12 protein-coding genes are annotated in these 12,163 nt (G+C 57.4%); 5 read left to right on the plus strand and 7 right to left on the minus strand.

All coding sequences use genetic code 11. The features are described from left to right. The coding region (locus HQL65_18020) for a hypothetical protein (protein MBF0138133.1) at positions 1 to 371 on the plus strand (371 nt) is incomplete at its 5' end. Here HQL65_18020 and HQL65_18025 read toward each other — a convergent pair. The 6 genes from HQL65_18025 to HQL65_18050 form a co-directional block, all read right to left on the minus strand. After that, entirely contained in the window at positions 366 to 890 is a 525-nt protein-coding gene (locus HQL65_18025) for a bifunctional (p)ppGpp synthetase/guanosine-3',5'-bis(diphosphate) 3'-pyrophosphohydrolase (GenBank protein ID MBF0138134.1), read from the minus strand. The two genes, HQL65_18020 and HQL65_18025, sit on opposite strands and share 6 nt — an antisense overlap. A 153-nt stretch (positions 891 to 1,043) precedes the next feature. Next, on the minus strand, positions 1,044 to 1,784 hold the full coding sequence (locus HQL65_18030; GenBank protein MBF0138135.1) for an NADPH-dependent oxidoreductase: 741 nt from the start codon (positions 1,782 to 1,784) through the stop codon (positions 1,044 to 1,046). A gap of 26 nt (positions 1,785 to 1,810) precedes the next feature. Continuing rightward, complete coding sequence (locus HQL65_18035; protein MBF0138136.1) at positions 1,811 to 2,053, minus strand: hypothetical protein; 243 nt, start codon at positions 2,051 to 2,053, stop codon at positions 1,811 to 1,813. Between the two features lie 48 nt (positions 2,054 to 2,101). Then, positions 2,102 to 2,767, minus strand: coding sequence for a membrane integrity-associated transporter subunit PqiC (locus HQL65_18040; GenBank protein MBF0138137.1), 666 nt, complete (start codon positions 2,765 to 2,767; stop codon positions 2,102 to 2,104). Position 2,768: 1 nt separating this feature from the next. Beyond that, positions 2,769 to 4,514, minus strand: a complete 1,746-nt coding sequence (locus HQL65_18045) for an MCE family protein (GenBank protein MBF0138138.1) — start codon at positions 4,512 to 4,514, stop codon at positions 2,769 to 2,771. Further along, on the minus strand, positions 4,507 to 5,739 hold the full coding sequence (locus HQL65_18050; protein MBF0138139.1) for a PqiA/YebS family transporter subunit: 1,233 nt from the start codon (positions 5,737 to 5,739) through the stop codon (positions 4,507 to 4,509). Before HQL65_18050 ends, HQL65_18045 begins: the two co-directional genes overlap by 8 nt. 70 nt (positions 5,740 to 5,809) lie before the next feature. Between HQL65_18050 and HQL65_18055 the strand changes: the two genes are divergently transcribed. Beyond that, positions 5,810 to 6,211: a transposase gene (locus HQL65_18055; GenBank protein MBF0138140.1), complete on the plus strand. Its 402-nt coding sequence runs from the start codon at positions 5,810 to 5,812 to the stop codon at positions 6,209 to 6,211. A 14-nt stretch (positions 6,212 to 6,225) separates the two neighbouring features. Here HQL65_18055 and HQL65_18060 read toward each other — a convergent pair whose 3' ends face one another. Further along, on the minus strand, positions 6,226 to 6,621 hold the full coding sequence (locus HQL65_18060) for a response regulator (protein ID MBF0138141.1): 396 nt from the start codon (positions 6,619 to 6,621) through the stop codon (positions 6,226 to 6,228). Positions 6,622 to 6,937: 316 nt separating this feature from the next. On the opposite strand from HQL65_18060, the gene HQL65_18065 reads away from it, so the two are divergent. The 3 genes from HQL65_18065 to tkt all read left to right on the plus strand — a co-directional run bounded on the left by HQL65_18065 (position 6,938) and on the right by tkt (position 12,082). Continuing rightward, positions 6,938 to 7,549: a NapC/NirT family cytochrome c gene (locus HQL65_18065; GenBank protein MBF0138142.1), complete on the plus strand. Its 612-nt coding sequence runs from the start codon at positions 6,938 to 6,940 to the stop codon at positions 7,547 to 7,549. A gap of 211 nt (positions 7,550 to 7,760) precedes the next feature. Continuing rightward, positions 7,761 to 9,944, plus strand: a complete 2,184-nt coding sequence (locus HQL65_18070) for a TonB-dependent receptor (GenBank protein ID MBF0138143.1) — start codon at positions 7,761 to 7,763, stop codon at positions 9,942 to 9,944. 164 nt (positions 9,945 to 10,108) lie between these two features. Beyond that, entirely contained in the window at positions 10,109 to 12,082 is a 1,974-nt protein-coding gene (gene tkt / locus HQL65_18075) for a transketolase (protein ID MBF0138144.1), read from the plus strand. Positions 12,083 to 12,163: the final 81 nt, after the last annotated feature.

The raw sequence follows: 12,163 nt of genomic DNA on the forward strand, positions 1-12,163 counted from the left end.
AAATCGTTCCGGAAAAAATGTCCTGGCCACCGATTCGGCATGCGTTTGAAAAGGCGATGGCTGCCAACATGACGGCAGAGGAGTTGGAATTTTACGACAACGCCGGGATTGCCATTGCCGACAAACGGGGAGCCATCGAGCAGGCCCTGGAAGATGGCAGGGTAAAAGGCATTCAGGAAGGCATCCAAAAAGGCATTCAGGAAGGTATCCAAAAAGGCATGGCCAACGTTTTGCTCCAAATACTCCGGCGGCGTTTTCCCGACCTGCCTGCCCAGGTTGAGGTGCAAGTGCTGGCTGCCGATCTTGACCTATTGCAGGTGTGGACAAACCGGGCCATGGATGGCTGTGCGTTGCCGGATATTTTCCTATAAGTAAAGTACTCCCCGGTCGATCAGGTCATCGAGATACTTTTCCAGAGGGGGATTGCTGCCCCGCAATCCGGCAGCCACACGCCTTGCCCAGGTCAGATATTCCTGGCGGCGCTCCAGGGGCCAATCGGGAGGGGGATTGGTCAGAAGATCGGTGATGTTGCAGCACAGGTCGGCCAGTTTGAGCATTTTGGCCGGTTGGGATTTACTGCCGGCCTTTTCCACCTGCAATTGTTTGCGGGTGGCTTTGGGAAGGGTTTTGTCGTCGGAGACCTCCTGGACGAGCTGTGCCACGGTCGGGCCGAAATGGTGGGTCAACTCTTCCGCCGTGGTGGCCGTATCTTCCAGGGTGTCATGGAGGATTCCTCCCAGCAAAACAGTCATGTCGGTGATTTTTCCCACCCGGGCCAGGGTTTCGGTCACGGCAATGGGATGGTTGATGTAGGGTGTGATGCCATCTTTGCGTTTTTGTTGGCGATGCTTGTCGGCAGCGAATTGCAGCGCCCGCAACATCAGTTCCATCTCCATGCCTGCCCCTCAAATGAAAGACTGGGATGGAGGTCCAGGGGGAAGCGGCTCTGCCCTTCCTCCTGGCGGGGTTTGGGGCAGAGCCCCAACAAAATCTTTCATGTTCAAATCCTTGATTAGAAATGGTTCTGAATGGTTACAAACGGATCATTTATCGTTGAGAAAACCCTGTTCCCGGGCCACCGGATGGACATTGGGAAAATAGATCCGGCTGTAAAACTGGCTGATGCTGGTGGACCAGGGTTCGCCTGCGCTGCGGGTGACCTGTTTCCAGTGATCTTGCAGGGTCTGGTCGTAGAGGTCGATGGCTTCCGCCAGGCCGGTCTCCTGGTAGTGTTCATCGTGGCGGAAGGTGTTGAGGGGCAGGCGTGGCTTGGGGTGGGAGGGGTTGGCTGGATGGCCGAGACACATGCCGACCACCGGAAAGGTGTGGCGGGGCAGATGCAGCAGGTCGATCATGGCGCGGGGGTTGGCACGGATGGCCCCGATAGGAACAATGCCCAGTCCCAGGGATTCGGCGGCTGTCATCAGATTGCCCAGGATGATCCCGGCATCGACGGCACCGACCATGGTGCTTTCCAGGCTTTCCTGGATGATCTGGGTTGCACCGGCCTTGGCCACGCCCAGACCGGTCTTGTGAAAATCAATGACCAGGGTGATGAAGACCGGTGCCCGGGCGATCCATGGCTGGCCACCGGCAATGGCGCTGATGCGCTGACGTTTTTCCGGGTCGCGGGTCACCACAAGGGAAACTTGTTGGCCGTTGATGGACGAGGGAGCGTGTTGGACCGCCGTGATCAGGGCGGTGAGCATTTCTTCGGAAACCGGTTGATCGGTATAGGCCCGGATGCTGCGGTGATTGTTCAGGGTGTGCAGGGTTGTGTTCATGAGGGGACCTTCTTTCATGTATTCAATTATTTATGACCAACGGCTGCCTGGTGACATTGGGCATTGCAATACATCCGGTCATGATCCAGCACGACGGTATTCAGGGGAATCCGGGTGCCGCAATGATCACAGGGCACGAGAGGTTGGGGGGTGAACAGGGGAGGGACTTGCGGTTTGGGCGGGTTGAAAAATCTTCGCCACCGCGTGCGCAACCACGAATAGGCGAAGGATGCCAATATGAAAAGCAGAATCAGTCGGGTGAATCCCATGGGTATCTCTTTCGCAATCCTGGTCTTGTAAAAGGTTCTGCCGGCTTTTCAATCTGCCTGGCGAGGATGACGGATTGTGGCGATTTCCCGGGCGGCACGGGTACTGAAATCACCCAGCAGACGACTCATGGCGGCCACCAGGGTTGGATAATCGGTGCCGGGGAGCGGATCGCTGCTCCAATGGGCGCGGCGTTCCACCACGGGCACTGTCTCATGACTGACAAACAGCCGCCAGAGCAGATCCAGAACCACCCGGCCATCGGCATCCTGTTCAAAGCGGTACACCTCGGTGGCCAGTCGGTATGTGGTCGGCAACAGCAGGCGCGGCGACTGGGGAAAAACCCGGTCATGACCCAGCAAATGGGCCAGATTGGTGGCCAGGGTCCGGGTCATGTTGTCCGCCAGGGTATCCCCCCATTGGTGTATTTCGGAAAGAAACAGTTCATTGGGGCCGGGCCGGGTCACGATCTGGGAGCGGTTCAGGTAGGTGGGAATCGAGACCTGGAGAATTTCCAGGGAAAAATCGGCTGGCAGCGCTGGACGGATGGAAGGTTGGTCGGTGGCGGTGGGGGTCAGTAGAAAATGACGCAACAAGGCACTGTTGTCCCGGCTTCCGGTGGAGGTGCAGGCGACCAGCATGAAGGAGAGACACAGGCAGAGAGTCCGTCGAACACCGGGGCTGCGGTCATGTTTCCAGACTGAATGCAAGGCCATGTCAGCGTTTTTCCTCCTTTTGGCGGCCAAAGAGGAGTGATTGGGGATTTTGCGAAAGCAGGGAACTCAAGGTGCGCAAGGCCCTGGCTGCCGCAGAGACCTCTTGCAGGGTCTCCACGAGAGAATAATGGAGCGGGGCCTCGGGGGCCAGGAGTTTGCCGGTGGTGGCCAGGGTCTGATTGGCCTGTTCCATGGTGTTCCGTGTTGCATCGACCATGGGTCCGGTGCGTTTGGCCAGGTCGGCCGTCAGTCGTTCGATGGCATGAAGTGAATCCTGCAATGCCTTGATGGAATGGGTGATTTCCGGGCCATTCACCAGGCGGTTGGTCCCGGAGACCGTGGCCAGGAGTTCCTGGCTGATCTGTTCCAGGGGCATCTCCTGCAAGCGGGTCAGGAGATGAGTCGTGGCCTGGGCAATCTCTTCGAAGCTGCCGGGAATGGTGGGCAGTTCCGGATAGTCGGCGTTGACGTGCAGCAACTGGATGGGGGTTTCCGGGTAGAAATCCAGGGCCACCAGACGCTGGCCGGTCAGATGGTTGCTCGTTTCCAGGCGGGCACGCAGGCCGTTTCGGATCAAAGGCTCGAAAAGTTCCTTTGCCGGGGAGGAGATCATTTCCCTGCCGACAATTCTTTCCGGTTCCAGACGGATCAGGACCGGGATGCGGATGGTGGCATCCTTGGGGTCATAGGTCAGATGGACATCCATCACCGAGCCGACCTTGATGCCACGAAACTCGACCGGGGCACCCACGTTGAGACCGCGTACCGAGCCATCGAAATAGAGAATGTAGTCAATCCGGCGGGTGAAGGTCTCTTCGTTGGTGCTGTCGAAATCATCGAACAGACGAAAGCGGGTGCCGTTGGCGGCGGGTTGGTTGCGGCTGGAGTCGGTCAGGGTGTCGAAGGAGATACCGCCCACGAGAAGGGCCTGGATGGAGGCGGCCTTGAGACGCAAGCCATTGGCATCGACGGTGGCCTGGATGCCGCTGGCGTTCCAGAAGCGGGTATTGGTGCGCACAAGCTCGTGGTAGGGTGCCCGGATGAACACATGAATGTTGACTCCCTGACCGTCGCTGGCCAGGTCATAGCCCTGGACCTCTCCCACGGAAATGCCATGAAAGTTGACCGGCGAGCCGACGGTGAGGGAGCCGAGCCGTTCCGAGTGCAGCAGAAAGCGGTTGCCGGGGGTTCCCTGCCGCACGACGGGGGGGGTTTCCAGTCCGATGAAAGTCAGGTGAGGCTCGCCGGGACCGGGATCCATTTCGATGAAGGCTCCGGAGACGAGCGTGTTCAGTCCGGTGATGCCGCTGGCGGTCAGACGGGGACGCACCACCCAGAAACGGGTTCCTTCGCGCACATGCGGGGCGGCGTTTTTGACCAGTCGGGCCTGCACCATGACCTGACTCAAATCGGGACTGAGCGTGACTTTGGCAACGCTTCCCACTTCCACATCCTTGAGTTTGACCCTGGTACGGTTGGGTTGGAGGCCGTCGGCGGTCTTGAAGTTGATGGTGATCAGGGGGCCTTGTTCGGACCAGATGTCGTAGGCAGTCCAGATGGCAATGATGGCCGCCACCAGGGGGATCAGCCAGAAGGGAGAATAAGTGAGCCGGGTCACGGGTACGGCTTCGGGAAACGCAGCCGCATCCTGGAGATTGTTGCCGGATGGTGCAGAAAAATCTGCCACCTTCTGGAAATTTCTGCCGGATGATTCGGAAGGGGATGGCCCTTTTTGTTCTTCAGTCATTTTTCACCCAGAGCAGGCGCGGGTCGAAGGCCTCGGCGGCCAACATGGTGACCACCACCACAGCGGCAAAAAAGACGGCTCCCGGGCCGGGATGGATGGTGGCGATTTCGCCCAGATCCACAATGGCCACCAGGATGGAAATCATGAATATGTCAATCATGGACCAGCGTCCGATGAGTTCGATCCACCGGTAGATATGCGTGCGTTGCCGGCGGTGTTTGTTCTGGCGACGGTGGATGGAGAGGAGGAGTCCGGTGAGGATCAGGAGTTTCAGGATGGGAACCAGGATGCTGGCGACAAACACCACCAGGGCCAGAAGCCACATGCCACTGTTGGCAAGATGGGCCACGCCGCTCAGGATGGTATCGGATTGTTTCTGGCCGACACGAATGACCGTCATGATGGGCAGGAGGTTGGCAGGGATGTACAGGATGGCGGCGGTGATGACCCATGCCCAGGTACGGTTCAGGCTGTCCGGTTTGTCATGCCCGGGGTGCAGACCGCAACGGCGGCATGGTTGTGCATGAGAGGTCGCTTCCAGACCGCAGAGAGGACACTGTCGGGTTGGGGAAGCCGGGGGATCGGCAACCGGCATCCGGCTCCAGAGCAGGTCCGGGTCCAGATAATATTGGCCAACGATCATGGAGAGCATGGCCGCCGTGAAACAAAACAGGGCCGGACCGGGGGTGACGGTGGCCATTTGTGCCAGTTTGACATAAGCCACCAGGACGCCGAGCAGATAGACTTCCAGCATGCTCCAGGGGCCGATGGTCAACACCCGACGCCAGATGTGTCCTGCATGGCGGGGAATTATTCCCAGGCGCAGGGGGAGCAATACGTAGATTTGGCCTGCCTGGTTCAACAACGGGGCCACAATGCTGGTCAGCAGGACCAGTGTGGCGAGTTCCCATGACCCGGACTGATAGAGGGTTGCAACCCCTGTTCCCAGGGTGATCTCGTGGAGTTGTCCGTTCAGTTCCAGGGTCAAAAACGGCAACAGGATGGCCATGGTCAGCAGGATGGATCCGGTCACCACCATGGCCAGGGTCCGGTCCAGGCTGTCCGGGTGAAAGCGGCGCAGGACCCGATCACAGCGTTGGCAGCGCAGGGCACGGATTCGGGGTGAGAGTGCCGGCAGTTTTTGCGGCAGGGCACACTCCGGGCAGGTTGTCACCCTGGTGCCTGGATGTGATTCCGGCAGGGGATTGTGTCTGGTGCGGATCATGCATGAATTCATGGTTGCCAGGGTTGTTGTTCAGTTTCAGTTTTCAGACGAGTTGATACAGGGGCCGCATATGAGAGACGATCGTGAACCCATCCCCGATGAGGGTGAACCCGTGATTCGTTTCCGTTCCGATGCCATACGGTGCCCGGTTTGCCATGGATATCCCGGACGCATCTACCGTTGTGATCGGTGTGGAGAGGTTCGCTGTGGCATGCTTGACTGCCGTGGCAGTTTCCATGTGGGTCCTGGCTGGGCCGGTTCCGGATCCCAGTGCCGGCATTGTGGCGCGGGACACTATCGCATCCTGAACTGTGCCAGCAGGGAGATGGATGAATTTTTGTACGAGTACCGCCAATTCAAACTGTCGCTGGATGAAGATCCGGTGACGGAGATGGCTCCGGTGAAACCGCCCGCTGCTGTCGCCACCTCCGGTTTCCGCAAATACCAGATGCCGGAGTTTGGCCAACAGTAGGGGATGGTCATATTCTAAGATGGGGTTTTTGGCGGTGGAGCCGGCAAAAATCGATGCACGGCTTTCAAGAGCTGATCCTGTCCTTTGAACGGTTTGACGATCCAGCCGTTTGCACCCAGATCCTTGCCCTGATTGCGGAGCGTGATGTCACTCTCGGTGGTCAGGAGCAGGATGGGTGTGAAATGGTGGGCTGGATCGGCACGCAGGTGTTGCAGCAGGGTCAAACCGTCCATGTGGGGCATGTTCAGGTCGGTGATGACCAAGTCCACCGGGGTCTCGGCCATTTTGGCAATGGCTTCGACGCCATCCTTGGCTTCGATGACCTTGTAGCCCGCGTTTTCCAGGTTGATGACGATCATTTTGCGAATACTGACCGAGTCGTCCACCGTCAGGATGGTGGGTGTTTTCATGGTCGAAAGCTCCGTTTGCGCTGGTTCCCCCTTGTCTCATGACAAACCCTCTCCGGGACAGATTATCCCAACTCCCCGGCTTGTTCACGACACATTTTGTTCCGGATCTGCCATTTTTTGTATCACCCTGTTACATTTTGTGCAGATTTCGGATTGCGTCTGGCGCAATCTCTTCGTAAATTCTTTCCTGATGTAAAAATTGAATCTCCGGTCCGCACGCCGGACATTGAAATCATGGGGAGGCATTGCTGCGGCAGTGTGCGGGTCAACCGCGTGCAACCCTTCTGAAAACAGGCTACCCAGGCAAGGTGAGGAAATGAACTGGCTCAAGAAGATATGGGAACAGTTGCGCACGCCAAACTCCCAGGTACCCATGGGGTTTCTCCTGCTGGGCGGGTTTATTGCCGGGATGGTGGGTTGGATCGGGTTCAATGGGTTGCTGGGCGTCACCAATTCAACTGAGTTTTGCGTTTCCTGCCACGAAATGCAGTGGCCCTATGAAGAGTACAAAAAGACCGTTCACTACTCCAACCGGAGTGGCGTGCGGGTCGGCTGTGCTGATTGCCATGTTCCCCAGGCAAACAGCGTTGGGGGATGGTTTGCCAAAATGCAGGCCAAAATCATGGCTGCCAAGGATACCTATCACCATATCATGGGTACCTACAACACCAAGGAAAAATTTGAAAAAGGTCGTTGGGGCATGGCCCAGTCGGTTTGGGGAAAAATGAAGGCACGCGGGGGGCAGGAGTGTTTGAATTGTCATAATTTCAGTGCCATGGACCCCGAAAAACAGGATCGCATGGCCCAGAGAAAACATGCCAAAGCCCAGAAGGAAGGACAATTGTGTATCGATTGCCATACGGGCATCGCCCACAAGGCGGCAGAAGAGCCCAAGTCCGAGAAAGAAGAGAAAAAAGATAAAAAATAATGGGTTGTCCAGGGGGGCGATGACCGCTCCCCCCTCTCTGCCAATCGGTGTCCTTGCCTGCAATCGAAAACAGGGCGGCTTGCAGTGGATTGTTCCTTTAAGTTATTACAAGGGAGAAAAGAAGGTTATTTCAGGACGGCTTCCATCGAAATCGCAATTGGCTCATTTGTGAGCAGAAGACCCATCCACTCTTCAAGTACAGGTGTTTGACATGCAATGGGCAATGCACAAAAAGGGTCTTTTTGCTCTGTCGATGCTTTGCAGCGGACTTCTGCTGCCCATGGACGGCCTGCCCGATGACCAGCCTCCAAAGGATTCCCAGACCGTGGCCACAGCGGAGACGACTTCAGCCAATGAAGATCCGTTGGCCCAGCGTCAATTCCAGGATTTGCTGGCGGTGATGGAGGAGACCACGAGCCTGGCTACCAAGACCAGGCTGAATGCGGATTTTGTCCCGGGCATGGTGACCGTTTTGCGCGGGGAAGATCTGGAACTGCGTGGCATCCACACCCTGAAGGAAGCCATGAATCTGGTGCCGGGAATTATTGAAAATGAAAGCAATTATACCATATCGGTCCGCGGGGTCGGCAACTGGTCAACCGGCAAGCTCAGACTGCTCGTCAATGATCTGCCTTTCACGGAAACCCTGACTGCCGGCAGCACGGCGATCTATTCCATGCCTGTGGAGATGATTGATCGTATTGAGGTTATTCGCGGGCCGGGATCTGCGGTCCACGGCGAGTATGCTTTCAGTGGGGTCGTCAATGTCATCACCCATCAGCAGGGGCGGCGGGTGTTTGCCGGTTATGGCAGTTTCAATACCGTGGCCGGTGGCGGTCGGTATGCCATATCTCAGGGGGATTGGTATGGCAACATCAATCTGGCGGGATGGGATTCGGATGGGACCCCGGCCTGGGTGGAAAAAGATACCCTGGCCGGTCTGGCCCCTTTCGGCATGGATAAAATATCGTTTGCACCTGGTTACACCAACGAAAGAATTCGCTCAGACATTGCCATCATGAAACTGGGTTACAAAAAAACCTCCCTGACCGCCCAGTTTACCCAGGTGGCAAACGGTGACGGGATGGGTCTGCTCAACATGCTTCCTGCCCAGGACAAGCGACTGACCACGGAAAATCGCAACCAGAACGTCGAAATCAGACATGAATTCGATCTCATGTCCAGATTGCCGGTGACGCTGAAAGCGGGTTATGCGGACTATATGCTGGATATTGATCGCACCTATTTTGCCCCCCCAGGTTTCAACCAGCAGCGTGCCGATCCGGCTGCCGATGGCAGCATGGTGGCGAGTACGCATGCCATGGAAAAAAAGTTCTATACAGGTATTTTCGGTGACTGGAAGGGTTGGGATCGGCACATCCTGTCCATGGGCGTGGATTGGGCCAGCATGGGTTTGGGGGATGTCAGGACCCTGAGCAACGTGAATCCCATGACGGGTGCGGCAACGTCTGCCATGCTGAGTTGGGGGCCTCAGTATGACTGGGTGTTGGAGGATCCTGGCCAGCGGCGCATTCTGGGTCTTCTGTTTCAAGAGCAATGGCAGGCCAGCGATACCTTGTCTGCAACCCTGGGGTTGCGTCATGACCGTTACAGCGATGTGGGCGAAAGCCTGGCCCCGCGTCTGGCCCTGGTCTACCATCCGGCAGGCAACCATATTTTCAAGGCCCAATACGGCACGGCGTTTCGTCCCCCGTCATTCATGGAACTGTATTCCAACAACATTGTGATGCGCTCCAACCCTGATATCAAACCGGAAACCATAAAAACCATTGATCTGGGCTATATCTATCGGGACGAAGAGAGCGTCGGTCGCCTCACCCTGTTTCATTCGGAACTGCGGGACATGATTGATTTGACACCCGGCGCAACCGGCAATACGCAACGTTTCGCCAATGTGGCGGACGTTGACCTGAATGGGGTGGAACTGGAACTGGAGAAAAAGCTGACCTCCAACCTCAAACTGGATGCCAACGTCTCCTACGTGACCACCCGGGACAAGGCCACTCGCCACGAACTTCCCGGTACTTCCAACTGGACCGGCAACCTGGGCATGATTTATCAGCCATTGCCGGACTATTCCCTGGCGTTGCAAACCCATTACAGAGGCCGTTGCAATCGGGCCATCAACGATCCCCGTGACAAGCTGGCAGGGGGAGGCACAGTCAATCTGACCGGCACCATTGCCAACCTGATCACTCCCGGCCTGACCTTCCGGGCCGGTATCAAAAATTTGCTTGATGCCGATATGCGTGAACCAAAGCCGGATATCGTCAAGGACTATGAGGCCCTGGGCATTCCCCCGTTTCCCGCCTATCCCAACGATTATCAGCGACCGGGTCTGGGATTGTGGGGCAGATTGGCCTACGAATTTTGAATGGTGTTCTGCAAGAGCCGTCCGCAACAGCAAAATTTTGTGGGCGCATTTTTGTTTGCATCCATCCGTGCCCGGTCCGGCATTTTGTGATACTAATTGCGTCCCCCTTCTTCTGATCCGGGAAGGGGGCAAAGGAATCTATTCTCAGTAGGCAGGGAAGGTACATGGATAACGATGCGTTGGAACGCCTCTGTGTCAATACAATTCGCATGCTGGCCGTGGACATGGTGGAGCGTGCCAAGTCCGGACATCCCGGGATGCCCCTGGGGGCTGCGCCCATGGCTTTCGTGCTTTGGACGCGCATCATGCGCCACAATCCGGCCAATCCGGCCTGGTTCAACCGGGACCGCTTCATTCTTTCGGCGGGGCACGCCTCTTCCCTGCTTTATGCCCTGTTGTACCTGTGCGGCTACGGTCTGACCCTGGATGAATTGAAAAATTTTCGCCAGTTTGGCAGCCGCACCCCTGGCCATCCGGAATATGGTGTCACCCCGGGTGTGGAAACCAGCACCGGTCCCCTGGCCCAGGGACTCGGCAATGGCGTGGGCATGGCCGTCGCGGAACGACGCCTGGCGGAAAACTACAACCGCAGCGAATTCCTGCCCCTTGTGGACCATTTTACCTACGTCATCCTCTCCGATGGCGATGTCATGGAAGGGCTTTCCGGCGAGGCTGCCTCGCTGGCCGGTCACCTCTGTCTGGGCAAGCTGATCTGTCTGTACGACGCCAATGGCATTTCCATCGAAGGGAGTACCGGACTCACCTTCACCGAGGATGTCCAGGGGCGTTTCGAGGCTTGTGAATGGCAGGTGCTGCGGGTGGAAGATGGCGAGGATTTGAACGCCATCGAGCTGGCCATCCGGGAGGCCCAGGAGGATGTGGAGCGTCCTTCCCTGATCATTGTGCGGACTGAGATTGGTTATGGTTCCCCCAAAGCCAACTCGGCCACCGTGCATGGCGCACCCCTGGGTACCGAGGCGGTGCGGCAGACCCGACGCTACTTCGATTGGCCCGAAGCCACGTTTCAGGTTCCGCCGGAAGTCACCGAAGTGTTCCGGCGCGTTGCCGAGGCAGGCCGGGATGCCGAAGCGGAGTGGATTGCCATTCTGGAGGCCCATCACACCCGGTTCCCCCAGGAGATGCAACGCTTCCAGCGGCAGATCCGGGGCGAGCTGCCGGCCAACTGGGAAAAAGTCCTGAATAATCTGGATTTTGGTCAAGTTCCGGTGGCCACGCGCGTGGCCTCGGGAAAGTGTCTCAATGCCCTGGCACCGATTCTTCCCTGTCTGTTGGGGGGGTCGGCGGACCTGGGGGCCTCCACGCAAACCCTGATCGAGCGGGAAGCGGATCGCAACATTCACTTCGGGGTGCGGGAACATGCCATGGGGGCCATGATCAACGGCATCTCCCTGCATGGGGGGTGGATTCCCTATTGCGGCACCTTTCTGGTCTTTTCCGACTACATGCGGGGTGCCATCCGCATGTCGGCTTTGATGGGGCTGCATACCATCTATATCCTGACCCATGACAGTGTGGGGGTTGGCGAGGATGGTCCGACCCACCAGCCGGTCGAACATGTCGCGGCCTTGCGCATCATTCCCAACCTGATTGTGTTGCGTCCGGCGGATGCCCATGAAACCATGGGGGCCTGGCGACACGTCATGAGAATGAAAAAACCCGTGGCCATGATCCTCTCCCGGCAGAACCTGCCGATCATTCCCGGCAATCCGGATCTGGTGGCGCGGGGGGCCTATGTCATTGCCGATTGTCCGGGAACCCCGGACATTCTGTTGATCGGTACGGGTGGGGAGCTGCATCTGGCCGTCGAGGCCCAGAAGGAGTTGGCCAGTCGCCACATTGCCGCCCGGGTCGTCTCCATGCCTTCCTGGGAGCTGTTTACCCAGCAATCCGAAGAGTATCAAAAATCCATCCTTCCTCCCGAGCTGCGCAATCGTCTGGCGGTCGAGGCCGGTTCCTCGTTCGGTTGGCGGCGCTGGGTCGGGCCGTGGGGGGATTTCATCTGTATCGATCAGTTCGGGATTTCCGGGCCGGGATCAAAGGTTTTGGCTCATTTTGGGTACACGGTGGCCAATGTGGTCAATCGGGCGGTGGCGCTGATCGAGAAAAATAAAAATTAAGAGGCTGTCAAATAACTTGTTAATTTTAAAAACGAATGAAAAACTGGGATGGAGGTCCAGGAGGAAGGGCTGTGCCCTTCC

It is taken from the genome of Magnetococcales bacterium (assembly GCA_015228935.1).
Taxonomy (GTDB): domain Bacteria; phylum Pseudomonadota; class Magnetococcia; order Magnetococcales; family DC0425bin3; genus HA3dbin3.